The organism is Paenibacillus sp. GXUN7292 (assembly GCF_050864975.1).
GTDB lineage: Bacteria > Bacillota > Bacilli > Paenibacillales > Paenibacillaceae > Pristimantibacillus.
In genome coordinates, this window is record NZ_JBOZWO010000014.1 from 124,254 (window position 1) to 147,511 (window position 23,258).

A 23,258-nucleotide genomic window follows, 5' to 3' on the forward strand; every position below is an offset into this window, starting at 1 on the left:
ATCGTAGCATTCACAGCAAATGCTTGCCTAGTTCTCATTGGCCGTATTCGGTTCTCCACCAGCTGATTTGCGAGGATTCAGCTGGTTGTTATTAACCTGGCGAGTTCGCAAACGCCTGCTAATTCGCCGATTTCTCAGCAATATGCCGCTGCCACTCCGTCCGTTCCTCTGACTTGCTCTCACGGTATTGGCTCGGTGTCATGCCAGTTGCTTTCTTAAAGGCGGTGAAAAAATGGCTTTTCGTCTGGAAGCCGGACTCCACGGCAATGTCGGTAACCTGCATGCTTGTCTGTTCCAGCAGCTTCTTAACCTTACAGAGCCGCTCATTCAGGATGAAATTCGATAGCGGCAAACCGTATTGTTCATGAAACAGGTGCCGAACGTACTTGGCCGACAATGCGATATGATCTGCGATCTCATCCACCGACAGCATCGGGTCGTGAATATGGTAACGGACGTACTCGATAATTTCCTCGATTTGCTTTTCCTTGCGGTTGAAGCCCTTTCGGTCGCCTAGCAACCGGATGATCCGGCCAGTCTCTTCCTTTAGCCATTCGCGTACTTCGGCAAGTGTGACGTACTGCCTCAAGTGATGTTCGATTCCTTCAATACTCTGAACGGAAGTCATTTTGCTGAACGATTTGACGATTGCAAACAAAAGCAGCTTCAGCTGGAATTGGCACTCGGTATATTTCATCGTCTGCAAGCGTACGAACAACTCATCCAGCATCGCCAGCGCCTTCTCCTCTTTGCCGCAGCGAATTGTCTGGATCAAGTTTTCATGCACATCCTCCTCAATGGGAGCCTGCAGATCGGCATAGCGCTCAAAGTCCTGTTCGATGTAAATTTTGTCATCACCACTGACAAACTTGAACAAAGTCAGTTCATTTATATCGTCATATACTTTACGCAAATCATCGTGCACGCGGCGGGCTTCACTTTCTGCGATCGTGACGTCCAATTTGACATATCTGGCAACTTGCCGGCGCAGTTCCTTCAGCTCTTTTGTCAAATCGGCGTCAGGTGAGAAACTTGCCGCGCCAACGATCAGAACGAGATGATCCGTGCCGAAATCAACCACCTCTATCGGCCGTTCCGGCTGGCCCAGCAGCTCCTCCGCGATATTACCGATTGCATACTTGAGCAGCTTGCGCGAGACAAAATCATACTGTTCGGATATTTCATAATAGGAATCAATTTTGACAACGGCCAGCCGAAGCCATTCGTAGTCCAGCAGGCCGGATTCACGGGCAATCGCCGCTCTGGCGCTGTCGGTTAACCGGCCCTGCAGCAGCCACTGCCGCAAATATTCGGTCTTGATCAGCGGGTAATGATCGCGAAGCATGACGACACCCTTTTCAATGACGCCATAATCGTTCTCCCCCTTCACACCCAGCTTACGCTGCAGTTGATCCGCCAGCCGGCGGAAGGGTCCGACGAAACGGCGTGAATTCCAATAGGCGATCAGGAGTAGCACCGCAAGCAGCAGCAGCGAGCAAATAATAATGACAGTTTTGAACGCATCGGCTTTTTCTCGGAATTGCTTCATCTCCGTGATGGATACAATGGTCCACCCCAGCGAATCAAGACGGGCATAATTAACGAACGCTTTCCCTCCGTCACGGTTCAGCTCGAATGATCCCTGCTTCAATCCTGTTCGGACGCCGCTGATGCTCTCCTCAAGCCGCTCATCCGATTCCCCCAAGATCAACTTGCCATGATCATCTACAATGGAGAACAGCGCATCCGCCCTTCCGCCGCCCGATATCAAATGCTTTTGCAGCTCCTTCTTGTTGAACAAGACGACAAGATACCCGTCGCGGCTTTTCTGCACAGGAGTCGAAGGAAGCTGGAGCGCCAAATATGAGTTTTTTCCTATTTTGTGATCGAAGTAGCGGAGGAAGGAACCGGGATCACGCTCGATCAGCTGCAGCATCGGCTGATCGGCGAACTCCTCAAACGGGAGCAGTCCAACTTTGGAGTCGATAACCTCACGTTTGCGCATGCTGAATAAGTAAGCGGATTCAATAAAAGGCTCATTTGATAAATACTTCGTTAATACCCGCATCGTACCGGCATTTTGCAGCAGATTTTCGGCAGAGGCATATATCCAGCTCTGAACGGTATGATCTTCATACATATTCAGGCTGTACCATTTCAGCTTGGCCAGCATAAACTCCGTCTGCTCTGCCATTTCATCGATACGGTCCTGATTGAAAGTTCCCACCTGAGTGTATGCGTATTGAGAAAATTGGTTAGCCAGAAACAACGAAAACGGAATAATCGTAATTGCGAAGAAAATGCCGCTGATCACAAATATGCGCCAAGATGTCGATCTGAACATAACTGATAACCCCTTTCCCCTTCGTCATTGAAGTTCTCTTTTGACTAGTATGTTTTATCTTATAGCAGCCCCTTCCTATTTGCCTAGTCCTCATTTGTCCGTCAAGTTCTGATTTTACGTTTCCGCCCCGTTCTGCATGTTATTGATCAAGCAAAAACACCATCCTCATGCGGATGGTGTTCATGATGGTGGAGGTGAGGGAAGTTGAACCCCTATCCGAAGATCACGCCACGCGACTTTCTACGGGTGTAGCTGCAGTTTTGATGTCACCTTAGGGAGCCCATAATAAAAAATCACTACTTGTTTTAGCCTACACTAAGCGGATGCGGCTTCTTACATTCCATGTAAGCTTAGTTTCATACCCATTGCTAGTGCTAGCTTAACAGTATCAAGACGGGTAACGGTCCCGCATTCTCGATGCGAGCAATAGACTCTTGATGAAGTCCATCCCAACTCTACTCTTCTTTGATGGATGGCATTGACTAATTCAGCAACAGCTTCAAGCTCATTCATTCGAATTGGGTCTATGGACTTTAATTCCTTCTTTTTTTCGCTCCAGCTATTCGTAAACCATAACTCCTTTCACCTTCTGGATAACAGTTCTCCATCCGTCTTTCAGCAATCGCAATTTCTCTCATGGTTTTTTTTAGTTGTCTTTGAGATGCAATAAGACAAATTGATTGCCATTCCAACCTAACACGGTGTCTTTTCTCATAGTATTGGTCGAGTATTAGTAGTAAGGCACAATGTATTCCTCTTTTTCAAGGTTTATTTGTTATAATATATCTGATTGTAATATCCATGTTTCTTCTTTTATTATTCTAAATTCCTGTTTTCACAATCATTGTTATAATACTAGCTAGCTTAAGGAGATTACTTGATGAAACAGACCTTAAATAAAATCCCAGAAAAATGGAAATGGAATGGGATTTTAACTATCGGTGGCTTATTAATAGGGGCAGGATTTGCTGATTGCCTATTTGCAATTAATCAACTAGATTTGAATCAAATAGCTAGAGGGTTAACGATATTTAGTGCAGGCCTTACCATTTTAGTCGTAATAGATAACTCCAAAACACAAAAGGATTCCGAGAAAGTACAAAAAGCAACTCAACTTCGATTAGAAAAAGTAGAGGATAAGCTAAATGCAATTCTTCAATCTCAACAAATGTCTGAAAAACAATTTCAAGAAATAATAAAACTGCTGCATAGATCAAAGTCCTAAAATCATCACAATAGACACCATACTCACATAAAAGCGATCCGAGTCGGTTATCATAACCAAAGTTACTTTAACAATATGTTCAAGAAACATACCGGTGGTTACCGTACGAAATACAAAATAACAGCAAGATCTCTTCATTCCTAGCTACTGACACAATATTTGTAAGTATGCTGTATCATAAGATATTAGTCGCTGAATGGCAAAATAAATAATCGACATTCACGGGAGCCATACTTACTGATGGCTCCCGTGACCATTCAATACCAATTCTACGTAATCTAAAACTCTCATCTCATGGTGGTAAATAAGTCACGATTTCAAATAGCATGAGAGACTAGATCGGTTTCCCAGCAATTAAAAAGCTTCTATACTACAACATTTCCAACTGCAACATTCAAGAAATCAGCTTATAACAGTGTCGAAAGCTCAATTCTACTTGTTCTTGTGAAACTTTACAAACGGCACCGACTGACCTCCAGCGGCCATCGATTGAATGGACAATGGAAAAACAGAACTCCAAGTGACCGCATCATAAACATCAATCGCGGGTTTGCGTTTTTCAATTATTGCAGCAAAAAATTCATCAAGCACGAAGAAATCCCCCCCGCCATGTCCGCTTTTTGCAGCAATTTCAGATAGGTTTTTCCACCGTGGATGTTCCCATTCGTCTGCGTATTGCCAAAGCGATTCCCATTCTGCCGTCTTGCCTTCCTTATCATAAGGTGATCCGCCAGGTGACCGCCCTTCTAGCCAAATAAGCGGATCTTCTTTAGCGTGTCGCGAAGACAAGTAGGACCCCGTCGTGCCTTGCAATGTATAGTGAGTCATATTATGTGGCCGCGCAGATTGAATATCGTACTTCAACGCTATCAACATCCCTTTTTTCGTCCGAATCAAGGTGACGGTTGAATCAGGCGTTTGCCAATGTTCGTTGTCCGCTCCAGGATGCTGTTCACCAAAATGTTCGTGAAAGTATTTGGCGGTTGCCCTGCTTTTGGAACCAAACGTAACTAAACTTTCCAGTTCATCCCCGCCTTGTTGATTCACACCTATCCACTGGGCAATCGGGCCCAAGGAATGGGTTGGATATGTACTTCCTTTATAATCTTTGAGCAACTTCCCCCGCCATGTTAAACTGCCATCTTCATAATGCAATAAATGACGTATGTCATGGATATAGCCGCATTCTGCATAAGTCAATTCCCCGAACAAGCCATATTGCGACATGTGATTCACCATCATATTAGGTCGCATATAGCAATAGTTTTCCGCCATCATATAGGTTAAACCTGTTTCCTCTACCGCTTCAATCAATTTCCAGCTATCTTCGATCGTGTGTGACGCAATAACTTCGCTAAGTACATGCTTGCCAGCACGCAGCGCCTCTACTGCTTGTTCTGCATGAATAAAAAGCGGAGTCGCCAAAAACACGGCATCCACGTTCGGATCTTCCAATAAGCGGTTATAGTCATTAAAGGTTCTCACACCTGGGTAAATCTCTTGCCAATTAGCGAGCATCTCTTCACGCACATCACAGACGGCCACTAACTCAGCCCGTTCTGCTAGAGCATCCAGCGCTTGATTGAAATGTGCCCCGCGGCGTCCACCGACTACAGCCAACCGAATTCGTTTACTCATTCTTATCCTCCCCAAGTTTATCTTAATACTGCTAGCATCCCCCTGACTATTCAGTCAAGCTTCAGCATTCATGATCCCACTCTGGAGCAGCCCTTCATTCTTTCTTTTGGGATCAGAGACGTACAGCATGTAAACGTTGTACCAATCAGGAAGCATCCTGGCAGGGATAAGAATATGCCTTAAAACCCCAAATCCATACACATGACGATATAATCTCTCACTTAATTTTAATCTTTGCTCCATTTCAGAAAAGCCAGTTTTACTATTGGACCCCACCGGATTCTTTTCCAACTTTTGTTCAATAGAAAAATCCAGTTTCTGCAATTGTGCTTTTATTAAGATGTGTTCAAACGCCCACGGTTGTTCCGCATGAGTATGTACATTCTGTTTAATTTGTTCTAGTGAATTTACCCAGCTTGCAGCACGTGAAGTGTCTAAAAACTCCATTTCTAGTAGTACGTCAACTAATTTTTTCAAGGATGGACCTCTTAAGCCCAGGATCAAGCGGCCATAAAAAGTGGCTATTTGGTAGAGGTCCGCTGTCTTCTTCCAACCTAGCCGACTCGCTACAAATGCATTATAATGATCCCCAAACGATTCATTGTAGGTCATAAACCCTGTACATTGCTGCGAAGTGAAGGAACCAATTACAGAACGAATGCGCTCAGCAGCGCTATGAACCCCCGTTTTCGTATAAACATCTCGGCGATCGTGGGAAAACCCAATGTGTAAAAAACACCCCAAAGACATACGATCACCGATCATCGAACGAAGATTAAGAGGTAATTCAAACACGTCATATGCCGCACTAAACTGAAACGAACTAAACCAATCGCTAGCTGGCCCTTCGATAAATTGTTGGAGCTGCTCTCTTTCCTCAGCAGAGGTCCACCATCCGCATATGTCACCCTTTAACTGTGGATAAAATTCGCGAAGCACATGCTGAACGTCATTTACTAAGTTAAGAAACACCGGATAATAAGGTTGACACTTTGCACAAGCACATCCTCCATCATCGTAAGGGGCAAATACCACTTTATCGATATGAATTCCAGCAGACTGTAAATCCAGAAATAACCTTCTTTGATTATCCATCATGATTTCACGAGCTGCAGGGTTAGATGGACAGAGCACTTGTCCTTGCACTCTCTTATCATGATCGCGGACGCCTACCCATTCGGGTCTCATCTGGTCTACAAAGCCAATGTTTGGTGTTATGACAAGCAGATTATCGAGACCAAGCCGTTGACTAATGGCAAGCCATTCCTTCTTTCGGTTCCAAAGAAACATAGAACTGCTATGATAAACGTGCGGATGATACGGATCTGGCATATCATTAGGGTCGAACCAATCGCCGTACCCGCTAGCTCCCGCTAAAGCCAAATCTTCCAAATAGCGTTGCATTTCCCCACTCCAACACACTTCAAATGAATTACCGAAATGGCCGGGCATATAATGAATTCTATCCTCTAATTCAGGCGTCTCCTCCCATTCCCCAAACTGAATACCGAAGGTTGCGTCACTTACTTCATCTGAAACCTCTTCGCCCGCTATGGCAAGCAAGCGTTCTAATAGTCCCCCTGTCCCCGCAATGAAATTTCGAGTTGTGTTCGCCCCAATTGTAGCTCTAACACCGTCGCCACCTTGCAACGCAGTGAGTTTCAGTACGTAACCTTTGCTGTCCATTTCGATAAAATCAACATGAAGTTTAAGTTCATACCCAACAATCTCCGACAATCGCTCCTTTAATATTCTTGCGGCTTCAGTGGCATTAACATGGCCTTTTGTACAATGCAATTCAATCGCCATTTCATTACTCCTCTCCTATTCCTATCAAATGAATATGACCCAGAGCTTGGCGCTCCAGGCCATATTATCCCCTCTAACATTTGAACTACTGAATACTCTGCCACCATTCGTTTGCTTCTTGCTCTAATTTATCGCCGCCATTACTTCTCCATGATTTAACGAAATCATCGAAATAGTCGATTGGCTTGTCACCTGTAATGATGGAAATGTAAGCTTCTTCTCTAATCTTATTCAGTTCTGTCAAATATTTTCCTTGTGATGGTAATGGTGCAAGTAATTTATTAACCATCCCGCCTTCTGCGTAATGATTGTCAGTAGCCCAATTCGCCGAAATTTCGTTACGGATGGCAGTAAACTCAGGAAGCTCCAGTGATTCCATCACATTGTTGGCACCCATCTTCTCCAAATCCTGACTTGTTAAGCCATTTTTCAATGCGGGCATTTTGTTCGCATCGAACTCCCAATGTTTTCCTTCAATCCCGTACATCGCAGTTACATAATTTTCGTAAGTAGAGGCACTGATCTCTTCGATAACCTCTAATATTCTTGCTAATTTTTCGGGCTCCTTCTCCAGATGTTTACCAAAGGAAATGAATTTACTAATAGGGCTTCCTTGTACAGTACCCATTTTTCCATCGCTAGACTTAGGGGGAAGGCCGTGTAACAACGCATCTGCTGCTTTAGGATCTACTTTCTGCAATTCCAGGAAATTATGGGATGCTCCGTCCCCTTCGAATAATATAGGTTTCCAGTGATAAAACAACCCTATACTACTTAGACCGATCTGCCCATTAATAAAGGAGTGAGAAAGTGCCCAGTACCCCCCTTTGTTTTCACCCGTAACAAACTCGGGATCGATTATTCCATCATCATACCATTTATTCAAAAGTGACAGCGCTTCTTTCATTTCGGGTTGTACAGCCCCATATACAAGTTTGCCATCCTTTTCCGACCATATTTCAGGAATATAACCGAATGCTCCGTAAATCATATTTAAGGCCGTACTGGAAAGGCCATACGTATCCTTTTTCCCATTATTATCCGGATCCTCGTTGGCAATTTTATGGAGCGCATCCTCAAATTCCTCCAACGTTTCTGGCGCTTTATCGATCCCTACATTTTTAAGCCAATCCCCTCTCCATACAATCGGGCTTCGAAATTCACTGTTATAAAAATTTAAAGTGGGAATTCCATAAAGTTTACCGTTTATTTTAGCGTAATTAAAAGCGTCCGGGAAAGCTTCCTCCGTTTTCGCATAAGTATTCGGTGCATGTTTTTTTAACATATCCAGCGGAATTTCGGCCAAAATGTCTTGATCTGCATATTTTTGCAAATCGACAACACTTCTAACGGCCATCCGATCCGGGATGTCCCCAGAAGCAAATTTTAAATTTAATAATTCTGTATAGTTCGTGTTTTCAATGTTCCAAACATCTAACTCTATATTCAATTTCTCCTCCCAGTATTTTACCATTTCAGCATCTTCATCCACCGGCATCGATTGTCCGGCTACCCAGGAAATCTTAATCTTTTCTGCAACCTTCATTTCCGGTGTCGCCGCTGTATTTGTTCCTTCCACTGTTGGGGCTGGTTCTTTCGTTGGTTCTTTGGCTGGCTCTTTGGCCGGTTCACTCCCACACCCAGCAAGCAATCCTAATAAAAGAATGAATACAATACTTCCCACAATCCCTTTTCGCTTAAATTTTCCCATGTTTCTTTTGACCTCCTCGTTTCATATATAGCATAAAACTTACTAAGCTTAACTAGTAAGTGTCGTGCTTTCGTTCAGCATTACCCTTTTAAAGAACCAACTAATACGCCTTTAACAAAATACTTTTGCACAAATGGATAGAACAATATAATCGGAATAATCGTGACCATAACAGTTGCGGCTTTAATTGTTTCTGGATTCACGATCGCATTCGGATCATCCAACGTATTAACATCCAACATATCTTGCGTACCTTCCAGAACGATTCGCCTCATCACGATTTGCAATACGTGCTTTTTGGAATCCGTCATGTAAATCATGCTGTCAAACCAAGCATTCCAGTGAGCGACGGCCGTCCATAACGTTAGCGTTGCAATGATTGGCAGCGATATCGGTACGATAATTTTATATAAAATGAACAGGTCATTTGCGCCATCGATTTTAGCCGATTCTTCCAAGCTGTCTGGGAGAGACATAAAATAATTACGCGCGATGATCATCGAGAATGTACTAATCAGACCTGGTAATATAAGAGCCCAAGTGGTGTTCATTAATCCAAGGTTTTTCACGAGTAAGAAGTTCGGAATTAACCCGCCACTAAAAAACATCGTAAACACAATAAATAAGGTCCAAAATGTTCGATTTGGAAAATATCGTTTGGATAACGGATAAGCCGCAAAAATGGTTACTAATAATGACAGGATTGTACCTAAAACTGTTCGTATCAACGTATTTATAAAGCCGCCAATGACATATTCGTTTGTCAGCACCTTTTTAAAGTTAGAAAGTGTCCATTCTTCTGGTATGATTCTAATTTGCGTCAATGACACATTCCCCGTACTAAGGGAAAGCGATAACATATGTAAAAATGGAAAGAGCGTTACAACACATATTGCGATCATAAATAACATGTTAACCCAATCAAACCAGTTCCACTTTCGGCTTGCTAGCATAATGTTTCCCCCTGTCTATCCCTCAGCGTAAAATCACCAAAGACCATATTCATTTATCCGTTTGGCAATAGCGTTCGCCGTGATGATCATTGTAAAAGCGATAATGTTTTTGAATAATCCGACTGCAGTAGCAAAGCTATATTCCATATTCACTAATCCCATTCGATACGTATACGTACTTAATACATCTCCCACGTTCATAACTGCCGGGTTAAGTAAGTTAAACACCTGATCAAAGTCATCATTAACTAACCTCCCAATGGCAAAAATCAACATGATCGTAATAACCGGAGCCATCGCAGGCAATGTGATGTAGTAGATACGATGAAAACGATTCGCTCCATCCACTGTTGCTGCCTCGTGTTCTTCCGGGTTTACTCCAGAAATCGCGGCCAAATAAACAATGGTTCCCCAACCAAGTTCCTTCCATATATCTGTAATAACAAGGACGGGGCGGAACCAATCCGAGCTGCCTAGAAAAAAAATCGGTTTCATCCCTAGTTCTTGTAAAATAAGATTAATTGGACCCGTGCCTGGGGATAGAAACTGCAGTGCAAGTCCCGCTAAAACAACCCAAGATAAAAAATGGGGGAAATAACTGATCGTCTGCACAACTCTTTTAAATAAAACCATCCGAATTTCATTAAGAAGTAAGGCGAACAAGATTGGTGCTGGAAATCCAAAGACAAGCTTATAAAAACTTAATAAAAACGTATTGCGGAAAACTTGCCAAAAGCTGCCGACCGTAAATAATTCCTCAAAATGTTTTAGTCCGACCCACGGACTTCCCCAAATACCTAAACTAAATTTGTAAGACTTGAAGGCAATAATGATTCCGTAAATCGGCACATAATGAAACACAATGTAATAGATCACGGCTGGAATAAATAAGAAAGTTAAGTATTTGTGCTTCCAGTAAGCGTGAAGAAAAGATTTTCTCATTGTCGCGTCTGACCTCCAACATATTTGTGTTTTCACCATAACCATAAGGGATTTTTCATTCAATCATAAAATTTTCGATCGTCGAACTTTTTCAATAAAACAGCTACTAAAGTACAACAAACATCGAAATATCTTATAAAACAGGTCGCAGATACGGAATATAACCACGACCTGTTGATACTTTCTAAAACTACTTCTTATAAACATCGAAGTCATCAATATAGATTACCGCATCTTGAGCTTTATCAATTGTCGCAATAACTTGGAAGCGAGCAACTGATTTTCCATTTATAGTAGCAGGCACAGTCACTTGTAATTCAACGGGCGTCCATTCCCCTAAGCCTGCAGATAACGGAATTTTTACGGAATTAAATGTTTGCAGCCGCTCATAATTTTGCGCTAACGCATGCATCACAATGCTAATGTCACCTGTCGTTTCGCTGCCTTGCGCTGTATAGAAATATAACCGTGCTAATAATTCATCGCCCCCTACACTTTCCACATGTTGGAATATGCCACCTCGCTCAAGACCGGAAACCTGCAAACTTGCTTCTCCTGTACGCGCCATATCCTCTGTGCGCTTCATCGTTCCAATCGATAAATCGTTCCAAAATTTCCAAGGGAGAACTGCACTTTCATCTCCTTGTTCGAAGGAGCCGTTTTGCGTCAGCACAATGCTGTTATCCACAGCAGATTCCATGACATAGAAATGGACATTGTCCAAATAGACTTGTGTTCCAGCCGCTTCCCATACTTGGGCATTGAGCAGCACTTTTTTCACTGTTTCTCCCCTTATAGATGCAGGAATCCATTCGAACAAGCTAACCGAAGCCCATTCACCTGCCGTATCTGCTAATGGCATCGTCGGCGAAATAATATCGCCAAGCGTTTTTCCATTTGCCCCTTGCAAAGTGGCAACTAGCCGCACCCCTCCACGATCGGTACCTGGAGGTGAGTAATAATACACTTCTGCTGCCGTAAGACCAGATTGTACGTCAAATATTTGGTAGGCACCGGCTCGATGGGTAGCATTTCCAACTAATAAACTGGCAGATCCAGTATGCGCTACATCTGTAACGCGTCCAATATTAGCTGTTCCATTCGGGTTCCAATACATCCATGGCGATGCTGCTGAGCTTCCCTCTTCAAAGGAAGAATTAGTTGTATAAGAGACAAGCGACCTTTCATTCACCCCGCGTAGCATATTGGCAAACATGCCGACAGCAGATGAATCGTCATTACTTGCTAGATCAATTACGCTATTAGTTACCGTTCCGCCATTAGGCTCATTATTTCGCAAGTAATTCACTACATTCCAAAACTCCGTACGATTATAACCAAACCATTGATACCAATGGTTTGTCCGGAATCGCAATATAGGATCATTAGAGAACGCTAACCAAAGCGGATCACGTTGACTGCCGTATTCTACACGATCAGCGAGGTTCGCCTCGATATTATCCAATACCGCAAGTGCGGTGACCTCATCTTCGATAGGGTCAATATCTTTCGAATAACTTAACGCTGACGCTTCATAATATTTAAACATGCTGAGCAATTTATTAGCCCGTGATTTTTGCAAACTCGTTCCTGCTTTTGCTACGACTGATTCGATCAGTGGCATACTTATGTCAAAGTCCGCTTTCGTAATCATCTCTACATAGTCTTGTTCCTCAAATCTGAGATACGTGCTGTCTTTGTTGCGTATGAACCAAGCTGATTGTTGCATACGGTCGGTCCAAATATCCTCCCAATAATCATACAAGGCCGCCAAATCCTCGGCAGCTTCCGGACCTACCGTCCGTTCATACCATTCTTGTAAAAGAACATCGACATCTTGATCGGGATTCCACATAAGTTTGGCGTTAAGCCACGCTTTGGGCCCATCTCCTGCATTATGGTACATTTCATTATAGTGACCGTATACGTTATTCTGCGCAGCATACTGGAGAGTTTCTGCCATCAGATGAGGATACACCCGCGGCAATACATACAGCGTGCCGTACATATAGTCATACCAACCGATTTGCTCCGCTTTCGCTTGCCAATCCTCCATTTGTTGGTGACCTGCGGCGCGAATATCATCATCCATCCATGCCATACGATCCTTCGTAATAAAAGGAACGACGCGCGGATGCACTGGGAAAGAAGGAGGATCCATAACGTTATAATAAGCAAGTAAACCAAACCATTTATCTGGATAAACTTCTAAAACCTGCTCAACCACTTCATTAACCCATGCATAGTAAATTTCCGACATATTAACAAAGCCAATAGAATTTAGGACTCCAGGATAGTAAGGATGATTGGGATCCGTTTCGCAAAAGTTTATATTATCGTTAATTCCTAGCGAAAATGAGGTGGCGGTTGGGTTTGCAGCAAAATAATCGATAATTCCTTGGACAGCTGCGTCTACACTGCCTGCTGCAGTGAAGCATGGTTGATACGAATATTTATCGCCTGGTTTGGGATTACTGCCAACCGGATAAAATTCAGGATGGGTTGCTAGAAATTTTTCAGGCGGAAACAAAGTATATAAATTTTCTTGGAAACGAACCGTTCGGGCTGTACCGAGCTGAAGTTTATTAGCCTTCCACCACTCATCACTATCCAATCCTGCACTGATCAAACGATGTGCAAAAACCGGATCTTCAATCACTTCGATCATTGGCACAAGCAGGTCTGCAGACTGTGGAATGTCCACCCCTTCAGGACCAGGCATAAGCCAACGTATGTCCGCATAACGCTCCAAAAAGTCATATGCCCCGTTGCGCGTTCCAAAAGCGGTAGGACCTATAATCGTAATCGTATCTTCATGCGGGCGAATGACAAACCCTTGATCATCAAGTCCCTCTAGTGCAGTTTCAATATGACTTGCTTCTTTGGCGGTATAGTGATCTACATTAATGCGTGTTTGGCCTGTAAAGTCATTTTCTTGCAACGAGAAATCATTTGCTGTCATGACTGGTATGGTAGCACCTGTCGCTTTCTTGATATATCCTTCAAGGGCAGCGGCTGCCTCCAAAGCTTCTGGTGCCGCGTCATCTTCAACAATAATGACGGCATTGGATTGCCCTTGATTGACAATAGTAAGCTCTTCCTCAGGCGGAGCCGGATTCACAATCGCATCCATATAAGCCTCTAACCGCTCGTATCCTTCCATCGATATCGAGCCTTGCTCGAAACGTTTGTCTAGTGTAGACTGGAACTTCTCGAAATGATGTTGAGCCTGCTCCAAGTCCCCTCTCTGCTTAAATCGGATGACGGTTTGTAACTGCGCTTTTAATGATTGAGACGCGCCACGATTCTTAAATGCGCCTTCTGTTTCAAGCTGCTCAATAAGTTGCAGTAGACCTTCAAATGACGGTTCAGCGATATCCCGCACCTCATTCTCTTCATCTGTTTGACTTGCTTCAACTGATGGAGTAAGCCCTAGGATCGGAGTCATGGCAAAGAGACAAACCAAAAGCATGATACAGAATGGACGTACATGACTGTTTTTCATATGCAAATCTCCTTTCAACTATCCGTTATAGTAAGCGTTTTCAATACTCAAGATAAGCATATTTGTTTTATCATTCAATCATAAAATTTTCGATAATCGAACTTTTTCATGATAGAAGCCTCTCATATTCAACAAACATCGAACTAACCAACAAAAATACCCATAGTCTGAACATCTTTTTCAAAGTGTCCAATCTATGGGTATCGATTTACTCGTAAGAATGATTGTAGCGGTATACCTTCGGGGTAACCCCGTAAGCTTCTTTAAACTTTCTTATAAAATAAGTAGGGCTATTGTAGCCAACTTGCTGCGAGATTTGATCGATTGTAAGTTGTGTACCTATAATATACTCTGCTGCCTTCTCTAACCGTAACTTGGTCACATAATCAACATAGTTAACTCCCACTTCTTCCTTAAATAATTGACTCAAATAACCTGGGCTAACCCCTACTTGCTCCGCGACCTCACTTAAGCTTAAACTACTCGAGGAATGATTAGATAAGTATTCCTTTGCTCTGCTGACAATTTCCATCGATTTATTCTGACTGCGTTGAACCATATATTGAAACGTTAACTCGATCACTTCCAAAAGCCACTGCTCAAACTGCTCAATATTTTTCACTTCATAAAAACGCTCCAAGTAGTGACCTTGAATAATATCTTTTGAATCCAAATGGATATCCTTCACATATTTATGGTACACTGCAACAAAACTCCGCCAGCGCTCATGACAATGCTCTACTGCATATTCTCCATGGCGAAGTATTTCGATAAAAGATATCGTTGCTTGACGCACTGCCTCCATATCGTTATTTTTCAATCCATTGATTAATGGCTCGAATTGCAGATCAGTAATCTCTTCCCTACTTAGTTCCCTTGTACGATAGATGGAATCCGGAAACCAATTAACCTCTGGCATAAAATATTTGTATTCCAAATACTTCTGTGCCTCTTCATACGATTGATGAAGCTGCATTGGTTCTGTCGTCTTGCTGCCTGTTGCAGCGGTAGGTTGTACCATAAAGTGACGCGACGCAAAATCAAACCAGTATTGTACGATATGAAATACCGCATCTTCCGCTAGATCATCAGAGTTTAAAATAACTGCAATATGTTTATCTGATGTAGAAATGGCATGACATGATGTTCGCTGTTCATTCCAGTTTTCTATTTCACGAATTAAGTTGTATATTATGATTTGCTTGTTTTCAATACTTAGTCCATTCAGTTGGTGTTCATCTAGTGCAATGACGATAACACGATAATAAGGAGCTGTCATCTTTAGCTGCAAATACTTTATTTTTTCCTTCAACTCTACATCCGAGCTAATTGTTTTATGCAGCAATCCAAAAATTAGATGATGTTTAATTAGCGGTAAATTGTCTTCTACTGTGGCTTCCAGTTTTACCATCTTTTCTGATAAATTACTTATCGCTTGATTGATTAAGATGTATTCATTAAGCGTTTTTTCCGTTGGATGCAGCGATAGGCCGAATAGGCTTCGAATGGAATGAACTACTTTCTTCAACGGATTGTAAAGATTAGCTATAAACAATCTCGATACTCCGATCCCCACCATAATCGCTATTAGACAGATAATAATTAATGTCCTTTGAATAATAGCTGAACGTTTATAATATTCCTCGACAGGAGTTATTTGAATAAGTTTCCAGCCTGTTGTAGCTAAAGTTGAATATGATACAACAGAACGAATATTGTTATTTTTTTCTCTAAAAATACCTGATTGCTCGCTAGAGCGGGTGACAGCATCGATTAATTCTTTATTATTTTCAAAAGTGGATACATTATTGGCATCCTCTGTCGATATCAGCTGTCCAGATTGATCTACGATAAATTGCAAAACCTCACCTTCAGCGGATGAAGACCGAATCAAATCATATATGATATTATCCTTTGTATGAATGGCGATATATCCTTGAATATTACCTTTCTTCAAAATAAATGGATAAGCACGCGCATATGTAATCGACTTATTATTTTGCTGTTCATCCCCATACTGCTTTCCCATCCAAAGCATAGAACTACCTGATTGCTCCATCATAGCGATCCAATTAGTATTAGCAACGTTGTTATTAACCACCTCATTCAAATAAGTTATTCCGCCACGTGAAGAAAGTATTGCTTGATGATTTTCATAATAAACGGAAATAGACTCTACCAAATCTGGATATAAAGTAGCCATGTGCTCAAGTTTCTTCTTTATTTCTGGAACTTTTGCTTGATTTCCTTCGATTGGATGGTCAAATAAAAAATTAACTTCCTTATTCATTGCTAGCTCCATATAAATACTTTCCACCTTACGAAAAACATTATGATCCATCATTTCACTTGTATGATTTAACGATCCCATATGAAGCTTTTCTACTTCTCGATTAAAATTGCTAGTAAAGAACAAATAGGAGGTCATTCCGATAATAAAAGTAGTCAATACGATCAGAACCGCATAAGATAAAAACATTTTATAGAGCACTGTGTTAAATCGCTTTAGCAATTTCATATATTCACCCTCCCTAAGTTGAAAAGACATCTATATGAAATCAACGTCTTTGCAAATCATCAATTCTCTTTAATATGTAATCGCTTACATCATAATTATTTTCGCTTCCGTTTTCAATACATTTTACATGATATTCCCATTATTTACTACACAAAAACAACCGGTGGAAAACTAACCCGATCCTCTTTCGAGGAAAGTATTATGTTCTTCCAACGTACACCCATTTATTTCATCTCATTAAAAATCTGCTCCACTAAATTCTTATGTCTACAATCTGTGTATAAATTCAAGCAAAAACAAAAACCCCGACCTCATGCGGTCAGGGTTAATGATGGTGGAGGCGAGGGGAGTTGAACCCCTGTCCGAAGATCACGCCACACGGCTTTCTACGGGTGTAGCTGCAGTTTTGATGTCACCTAAGGAGGCCCCCTGCAACGCGGTACTCTTTAGGTCAGCCTGATTATCTTCTTCCGTTGACCCCAGGCGGAGACCAATCGGCGTATCCCACTAAAGTTGGGCCCCTATTCCGGCACATGGGCGATGCAGGGTAGGAGCTCGCTAACAGGTTATTAAGCTGCTAATGCGAAGTTGTTTTGTTGTTTGCCGTTTAATTGGCTTTAGCGTTGATGAAGCAGACGACTCCCTGCTACCCGCTGGCTCGCGCTCGTACTATCCCCGTCGAATCCAAGAACGCCCCCATATAGGCATAAAGCATTGGTCCAGCCAATGTTTAGCTCATATGAAGCATTAGGATTAAAAGCGGCTCGCGTATATCTAATGTCTAACATTTAGTATATGCCGATAACGCTTAGACGATGCACGACATGTTCCAATTGAACTTGTCATTATATGCTTCGCACTGTTGTAGGTGCGGTGTTGCTACTTTCTTAGTATAACATGAATTCACTCAATTTGTGCACACTTCTTATTGCCAACTGAGGAAAACTAACGTATAACTTTCTGCTTCTCACGCAAAATGCGCTGGATATCGCGCTGTGCATCCCGCTTGGCAGCCGCCTCGCGTTTGTCAAACTGCTTCTTGCCTTTACCAAGTCCGATTAGCAGCTTCGCATAGCCATTGCGAATGTAAATCTTCAATGGCACGATGGAGTAGCCCTCTTGCTTGGATTGACCGAGCAATTTGTGAATTTGCGCCTTATGCAGCAATAGCTTGCGCGCACGCGTTGGATCAGAAGGGTTATGAATATTGCCTTGCTCAAATGGGCTGATATGCATGTTATGAATAAAGATTTCACCATTACGAATCGTAGCAAAAGCATCGCTTATATTAGCACGACCATTGCGCAAAGACTTGATCTCTGTCCCCTTTAACACCATGCCTGCCTCGAAAGTTTCCTCAATGAAATAATCATGGGAAGCTTTCTTATTCTGGGCGAGCTGTTTGCCATCGCTTTTCTTGCTACCCATGTTGTCACCTCGTTCTTTCAATTGTGCACGGCTTTGGTCAAGACCATTACTGCAGCCTGTAGGTATTTATTGTAACAACTCTTTTTATCAAAATCAATAATCCATGTGCTTGCTCAAAATATTTGTTATCACTCCAAGGATAAACGGCTCCGCCGCCCTTTGGACAGGCGCGTTTACCGATGAAATATAGAAACAGACAGATATGAGATGAAAACTTATACTTATTCTAATATTTTAAAAAATAGCTTCCAATTATACATAAAAAAAGCCGCCATCACCATAAGGTAAGGGCGGCTTCCCCAAACGATTGTTAAGCTATTATAGCTTTACAACGTTCTCAGCTTGTGGTCCGCGGTTGCCTTCAACTACGTTGAACTCAACACGTTGGCCTTCTTCAAGAGTTTTGAAGCCTTCGCCAGTGATAGCGGAGAAGTGTACGAATACATCGTTGCCGCCTTCAACCTCGATGAAGCCGAAACCTTTCTCAGCGTTGAACCATTTAACTGTACCTTGTTGCATGTGGAAAACCTCCATAAAATGTATTAATATGCGCCTGTTTCGTCTATCAAACAAAAAATTCACACATTGGAAAGGGTTCATGATTTGTAATGATACCCTTTTCAATATGTGAATGCAGGTTCATATCATTGATTGCTTTGAGTGTACTATACCCGCAAGCAAAATGCAAGTAACAACTCAAATATATTTTTCCAAATAAATCGACAGCGTTCGCACCCCTAAAGGACATAGCAGCAAGGGTTCTCGTTCTCTTTACAATGTCTTTTCATTAAGGGGTGCTGTTAGCTAACTGGAAATTATTTTCGCTTTTTGCGAACAAATGCGGCTGTTGCATTATTGCTTTTTTTCTTTTTTTGTTTCCTCTTTTTTAAACCTTCAGCTATGCTCCCGATTTCTGACTCAACGCGAAGGTCATTTTTGGTTTTGCCAGCACCTTTTATAATATGGAGCTTCACATCGTCATTGTGTTTCTTTTTTTGGTTCGCTTTAATGCCTTTATCCTGCCAAAACGCCTTTTTGTTGTCGCTGTCTCGACTATGCGAATGCTGGTCAGTATCGCGAATCGGAAGACCCCACATATCGGTACGAACATCGCTGCTTGCTGCAGAGTCGGAATGTTTGTGTTCAGATCGAGGTGCTCCGCTGGATTTTCCAGTTTTGCGGTCAGCTGCTTTTCCAGCTTGATGTTCAGTCATCCAAGGATTGTCGTTTCCTTCTTTTACGCCGTTACTAGGTCGTTTGCCTCTGCGGCCCGTCGCCGTACGGTCTATAGTGTCGCCAGAACGCTTTGAGCGGCCCGTGGCTCGACCGCCGCCATCAGCGGAGTTACGAGTACGCAAAGAGGTGAAGCTTGTTGCTGGGGAGCCTTCTGCTCTTCTAGATGAGCCTCGCTTTTCGGAATCTCTTTTTGCGTAACCCCGGCGGCCCCCTCCTCCATACGCTCCAAAGCCTGCGTCTGCGATACCTTTATATTCGCCGCGCTGCTTCATATCAACCATTTCAAAATCTATATTATGCTCATCCATATCGACTCTGGCCACGCGTATTTTCACTTCATCGCCAATACGATATACCTTCGATGTGCGCTCACCGATCAAGACCATATGCTGCTCATGGAAATGATAGTAATCGTCTGTTAAATCGCTTAGTCTAATTAATCCTTCGACTGTGTTATCCAATTCGACAAACATGCCGAAACTTGTCACACTGCTAATAATGCCAGTAAATTCTTCGCCCACTTTATCCAGCATATATTCGCATTTTTTCAGCTTCTCTGTATCCCGCTCCGCCTCAGTAGCCACTCGTTCACGCTCTGACGAATGCTGAGCAATGTCCGACATGCGGCCTTTGAGAGCATCAAATCTAACCTCTGACAACGAACCGCCGCCAGCGATTACTTCTCGAATAATGCGGTGGATAACGAGATCCGGATAACGTCGAATTGGCGATGTAAAATGTGTATAGAACTCTGCAGCCAAACCAAAGTGTCCGAGACTCTCAGCATCATACTTGGCCTGCTTCATGGAGCGAAGCATCATCGTAGAAATGACGGTAGCTTCCTTTGTGCCTTCAATTTCAGCCAGCAAGCTTTGCAGTGCACGCGGATGAACAGAATTGCCTTTTCCCTTTACAACGTAACCGAAATTAGACGCGAACTGCATAAAGGTCATTAGCTTCTCTTGATCCGGATCCTCGTGGATACGGTATAAGAAAGGCATGCGCAACCAATGGAAATGTTCGGCAACTGTCTCATTAGCGGCCAGCATAAACTCCTCGATAATCTGTTCAGCTACAGAGCGCTCGCGTTTGACAATATCAATTGCTTTGCCTTCTTCGTCGACTATAATTTTCGATTCTTGAAAATCAAAATCGATGGCGCCGCGCTTCATGCGCTTGGAGCGAAGCTTCATTGCCAGCTTCTCCATCAAATCAAACATATCTAACAAATTTGCATAGCGCTCTTTCAGTTCAAGCTCGGGTTCTTCCTCGGTAGCGGTAAGAATCTTTCGAACATCAGAATAAGTCATGCGCTCGGTTGTACGAATAACGCTTGTAAAAATATCATGACGAACTCGTTTAAAGGTTTTCGCATCAAATTCCATTTCACACGAAAGCGTTAAACGATCGACCTTAGGATTGAGCGAGCAAATCCCATTAGACAAACGATGCGGCAGCATCGGAATAACACGATCGACCAAGTAGACGCTGCAGCCTCTGCGATAGGCTTCCTGATCAAGCTCAGAGCGCTCCCGTACATAATACCCGACATCAGCGATATGTACGCCGAGCAAGTAATTGCCATTTTCAAGACGCTTCACTTGAACTGCATCATCCAAATCCTTTGCATCTGCGCCATCAATCGTGACGATAACCTCGTTGCGCAAATCTCTGCGCCCTTGGCTTGTAATTTCCTCTTCAGTTATATATTCAGGCGCAGCAATTGCCTCCGCCATAACCTCATCCGAAAATCCTTCTGGCAGCTGATGCTTTCTTACAATAGATAAAATATCTACGCCAGGGTCATTTTTATGACCTAATATTTCAATAATTTCTCCTTCTGCCGCAGCTCTGCCTTCCGGGTAGTGCACGATGCGTACAACAACCTTTTGTCCGGTAACTGCTCCCTTGAAGCCCTCCTTAGGAATAAAAATATCGCGGTTGATACGTTTATCATCAGGGGATACAAAAGCGTACGTATCAAAATTCTCAAATGTACCTACTATTTGGGTAACAGCGCGCTGTACAATCCGTACAACCTCGCCCTCCATCCGTCCGCCCCCAGGGCTTTTGGCAGTAATACGCACCAGAACAATATCACCGTTCATAGCGGTTTTCAGATCATTAGCATGAAGGTATACATCAGGGTGATCCTTCTCATCTGGAATAAGAAAGGCAAAGCCTTTGGCATGTGCTTGCAATTTGCCCCGCAGCAGGTTCATGCGCTCTGGCACGCCGTAGCGGTCATTGCGAGTGCGCAAAATAGCGCCCTCTTGTTCAAGCTTATTCAATGTTTTTAAAAACTTCTTGAATTCAATGGCATCATCAATGCCAAAATGTGCTTCCAGCTCTTGATAGGTCATCGGTTTATAAGCAATTTCTCGCATAAATTGCAAAATGCTTTGTTCATGATTATCCATGATTACATGTTCTCCTCGTGTATTGGTTCCAACCAATAGATTTCCATATATTATGTAGTATACACGAATGCGATGTTTTGCATCCGTTTTTAACATAATAATCTGATTCTGTGAAGAGTGGATGCTCCTCTAAATTAATATAAACAAAAAAGACGGGGAAATCCCCCGTCTTTTAAAATTCGATGTAGATTATTGATTTACGAAATACGATACGACCAGCGCCAGCACGAAAAATCCAGCTGCTAATACAACAGTTAAACGTTGTAAGAACAAGTCCAAACCGCGTGCTTTTTGCTTACCGAACAAATGCTCTGCACCGCCAGTAATCGCTCCAGACAATCCTGCACTTTTACCCTTTTGCAGCAATACAACAGCGATAAGTCCGATCGCAAATATGACAAGCAAAATCTTCAAAAATACATCCATTGATTCCACCTCCAACATAGGCGCTCCGAAAAACACATAAGATGATTTTATCATAGTTGTCAACACATTACAATAGGACGAGTAAAATCTAAAATTGGAACGCAGCTGCAGTCCGAAATCAAACCTGATTGTAGTGCCTTTACTTCTCTATTTAATCGACACGCTTAATAACACAGTTACTCGAAAGGCTTTAATATTTGACGAATGGCATAAATGCGATTTGGATCCATCGGCTTTGAAAAACTTGAATCTACGCGGACAGCAGAACCGTAATGGACCTGGCCGATGCCTGTTTCCCGTAAGAATTGCTCCGTATTTTCAACCGATAATCCGCTGCCGCCCTGAAGATGTAATCCAAGCTCCACTGCCCTTTGCTGTAATCTTTTTAAGTGCTCCATGCTGTCGATTGCTTTATCAGCACCGCCAGAGGTTAGTATTCGGCTAATCGCAGGGTACTGGGCCAGCACTTTCAAGCCTTCGAACTGATCCACCAGCTCATCAAAAGCGCGGTGATACGTCACATCTAGCCCATCTGCAGCTTTCAGCAATCTTTCAAGCGATTGAATATCGATCTGCCGATTGGAATTGTTGGAGCCAATAACGATCCCAGGAGCACCGCATGCTTTTACAGCTTCAATATCTCTGATCATAAGAGTGATATCCGCCTCAGAATATGTGAAAGACTGGCTATGCGGGCGAATCATAACGTATACCGGTATTTTAGATGTGGCTACCGCTGCTTCTACCAGACCAATACTAGGCGTCAAGCCTCCCTCTGCTATGCCGCTTACTAATTCAATGCGGTCTGCAGAGCTTGCCGAAGCGACAGCAATATCATCAATCGTTGTTGCTATAACTTCAAGTATCATTTCATAAACCTCCTTGATTGCATTATGTTAGCCGTCAGCTAATTGTCTGGCATCACCCGATTCGATTTTCTATTTTCACAAGAACGTTAAGCTAGGAGCAATTTTTCATAACTTTTAAGCCGGAATCGTGCTCTCTAAAGTTTTAACGAAGCTCAGAAGCTTTATATCACCAATAACAGCACTTTGTCGATTCATTGTAGATAGTTGCAACAAGCAATAGAAGGGGTGGTCCTC

Annotated in this window: 14 protein-coding genes and 1 other RNA gene; 1 reads left to right on the forward strand and 14 read right to left on the reverse strand. The window is 42.7% G+C overall.

Annotated elements, in window-relative coordinates; genetic code table 11:
* Positions 1-118: 118 nt before the first annotated feature.
* Positions 119-2,344, reverse strand: coding sequence for an AraC family transcriptional regulator (locus ACRRU2_RS13790; protein ID WP_331700497.1), 2,226 nt, complete (start codon positions 2,342-2,344; stop codon positions 119-121).
* A gap of 880 nt (positions 2,345-3,224) precedes the next feature.
* Between ACRRU2_RS13790 and ACRRU2_RS13795 the strand changes: the two genes are divergently transcribed.
* Positions 3,225-3,569, forward strand: a complete 345-nt coding sequence (locus ACRRU2_RS13795; protein ID WP_331700499.1) for a hypothetical protein — start codon at positions 3,225-3,227, stop codon at positions 3,567-3,569.
* A gap of 432 nt (positions 3,570-4,001) precedes the next feature.
* Here ACRRU2_RS13795 and ACRRU2_RS13800 read toward each other — a convergent pair whose 3' ends face one another.
* The 13 genes from ACRRU2_RS13800 to ACRRU2_RS13860 all read right to left on the reverse strand — a co-directional run bounded on the left by ACRRU2_RS13800 (position 4,002) and on the right by ACRRU2_RS13860 (position 23,024).
* Positions 4,002-5,207, reverse strand: a complete 1,206-nt coding sequence (locus tag ACRRU2_RS13800) for a Gfo/Idh/MocA family protein (protein ID WP_432502427.1) — start codon at positions 5,205-5,207, stop codon at positions 4,002-4,004.
* 54 nt (positions 5,208-5,261) lie between these two features.
* The gene (locus ACRRU2_RS13805; protein ID WP_432502429.1) at positions 5,262-7,016 is read right to left on the reverse strand and encodes a hypothetical protein; all 1,755 of its coding nucleotides are present in this window, start codon (positions 7,014-7,016) and stop codon (positions 5,262-5,264) included.
* 85 nt (positions 7,017-7,101) lie between these two features.
* Positions 7,102-8,727: an extracellular solute-binding protein gene (locus ACRRU2_RS13810; protein WP_432502431.1), complete on the reverse strand. Its 1,626-nt coding sequence runs from the start codon at positions 8,725-8,727 to the stop codon at positions 7,102-7,104.
* 80 nt (positions 8,728-8,807) lie between these two features.
* On the reverse strand, positions 8,808-9,680 hold the full coding sequence (locus tag ACRRU2_RS13815; RefSeq protein WP_432502433.1) for a carbohydrate ABC transporter permease: 873 nt from the start codon (positions 9,678-9,680) through the stop codon (positions 8,808-8,810).
* A 33-nt stretch (positions 9,681-9,713) separates the two neighbouring features.
* Positions 9,714-10,622: an ABC transporter permease gene (locus tag ACRRU2_RS13820; protein ID WP_432502435.1), complete on the reverse strand. Its 909-nt coding sequence runs from the start codon at positions 10,620-10,622 to the stop codon at positions 9,714-9,716.
* A 190-nt stretch (positions 10,623-10,812) separates the two neighbouring features.
* Positions 10,813-14,127, reverse strand: a complete 3,315-nt coding sequence (locus tag ACRRU2_RS13825) for a DUF4838 domain-containing protein (RefSeq protein ID WP_432502437.1) — start codon at positions 14,125-14,127, stop codon at positions 10,813-10,815.
* 208 nt (positions 14,128-14,335) lie between these two features.
* Positions 14,336-16,645, reverse strand: coding sequence for a helix-turn-helix domain-containing protein (locus ACRRU2_RS13830; protein ID WP_432502440.1), 2,310 nt, complete (start codon positions 16,643-16,645; stop codon positions 14,336-14,338).
* A 332-nt stretch (positions 16,646-16,977) separates the two neighbouring features.
* Positions 16,978-17,343, reverse strand: a transfer-messenger RNA (tmRNA) gene (gene ssrA, locus ACRRU2_RS13835).
* A gap of 247 nt (positions 17,344-17,590) precedes the next feature.
* A complete protein-coding gene (gene smpB / locus ACRRU2_RS13840) occupies positions 17,591-18,073 on the reverse strand; it encodes an SsrA-binding protein SmpB (RefSeq protein ID WP_432502442.1) in 483 nt (160 codons plus the stop codon).
* A 318-nt stretch (positions 18,074-18,391) separates the two neighbouring features.
* Positions 18,392-18,592 carry a cold-shock protein gene (locus tag ACRRU2_RS13845; RefSeq protein ID WP_331702740.1) on the reverse strand — a complete coding sequence of 67 codons (201 nt, stop codon included), beginning with the start codon at positions 18,590-18,592 and terminating at the stop codon, positions 18,392-18,394.
* Between the two features lie 296 nt (positions 18,593-18,888).
* Positions 18,889-21,729, reverse strand: a complete 2,841-nt coding sequence (gene rnr, locus ACRRU2_RS13850; protein WP_432502444.1) for a ribonuclease R — start codon at positions 21,727-21,729, stop codon at positions 18,889-18,891.
* A gap of 189 nt (positions 21,730-21,918) precedes the next feature.
* Positions 21,919-22,155: a preprotein translocase subunit SecG gene (gene secG / locus ACRRU2_RS13855; RefSeq protein WP_331702742.1), complete on the reverse strand. Its 237-nt coding sequence runs from the start codon at positions 22,153-22,155 to the stop codon at positions 21,919-21,921.
* A 176-nt stretch (positions 22,156-22,331) separates the two neighbouring features.
* The gene (locus tag ACRRU2_RS13860; protein WP_432502447.1) at positions 22,332-23,024 is read right to left on the reverse strand and encodes a copper homeostasis protein CutC; all 693 of its coding nucleotides are present in this window, start codon (positions 23,022-23,024) and stop codon (positions 22,332-22,334) included.
* Positions 23,025-23,258: the final 234 nt, after the last annotated feature.

What these genes read in the sequence shown, in the direction of transcription:
- ACRRU2_RS13790 (WP_331700497.1), bottom strand. Translation starts at nt 2,344, where the DNA reads ATGTTCAGATCGACATCTTGGCGCATATTTGTGATCAGCGGCATTTTC.
- ACRRU2_RS13795 (WP_331700499.1), top strand. Translation starts at nt 3,225, where the DNA reads ATGAAACAGACCTTAAATAAAATCCCAGAAAAATGGAAATGGAATGGG.
- ACRRU2_RS13800 (WP_432502427.1), bottom strand. Translation starts at nt 5,207, where the DNA reads ATGAGTAAACGAATTCGGTTGGCTGTAGTCGGTGGACGCCGCGGGGCA.
- ACRRU2_RS13805 (WP_432502429.1), bottom strand. Translation starts at nt 7,016, where the DNA reads ATGGCGATTGAATTGCATTGTACAAAAGGCCATGTTAATGCCACTGAA.
- ACRRU2_RS13810 (WP_432502431.1), bottom strand. Translation starts at nt 8,727, where the DNA reads ATGGGAAAATTTAAGCGAAAAGGGATTGTGGGAAGTATTGTATTCATT.
- ACRRU2_RS13815 (WP_432502433.1), bottom strand. Translation starts at nt 9,680, where the DNA reads ATGCTAGCAAGCCGAAAGTGGAACTGGTTTGATTGGGTTAACATGTTA.
- ACRRU2_RS13820 (WP_432502435.1), bottom strand. Translation starts at nt 10,622, where the DNA reads ATGAGAAAATCTTTTCTTCACGCTTACTGGAAGCACAAATACTTAACT.
- ACRRU2_RS13825 (WP_432502437.1), bottom strand. Translation starts at nt 14,127, where the DNA reads ATGAAAAACAGTCATGTACGTCCATTCTGTATCATGCTTTTGGTTTGT.
- ACRRU2_RS13830 (WP_432502440.1), bottom strand. Translation starts at nt 16,645, where the DNA reads ATGAAATTGCTAAAGCGATTTAACACAGTGCTCTATAAAATGTTTTTA.
- smpB (WP_432502442.1), bottom strand. Translation starts at nt 18,073, where the DNA reads ATGGGTAGCAAGAAAAGCGATGGCAAACAGCTCGCCCAGAATAAGAAA.
- ACRRU2_RS13845 (WP_331702740.1), bottom strand. Translation starts at nt 18,592, where the DNA reads ATGCAACAAGGTACAGTTAAATGGTTCAACGCTGAGAAAGGTTTCGGC.
- rnr (WP_432502444.1), bottom strand. Translation starts at nt 21,729, where the DNA reads ATGGATAATCATGAACAAAGCATTTTGCAATTTATGCGAGAAATTGCT.
- secG (WP_331702742.1), bottom strand. Translation starts at nt 22,155, where the DNA reads ATGGATGTATTTTTGAAGATTTTGCTTGTCATATTTGCGATCGGACTT.
- ACRRU2_RS13860 (WP_432502447.1), bottom strand. Translation starts at nt 23,024, where the DNA reads ATGATACTTGAAGTTATAGCAACAACGATTGATGATATTGCTGTCGCT.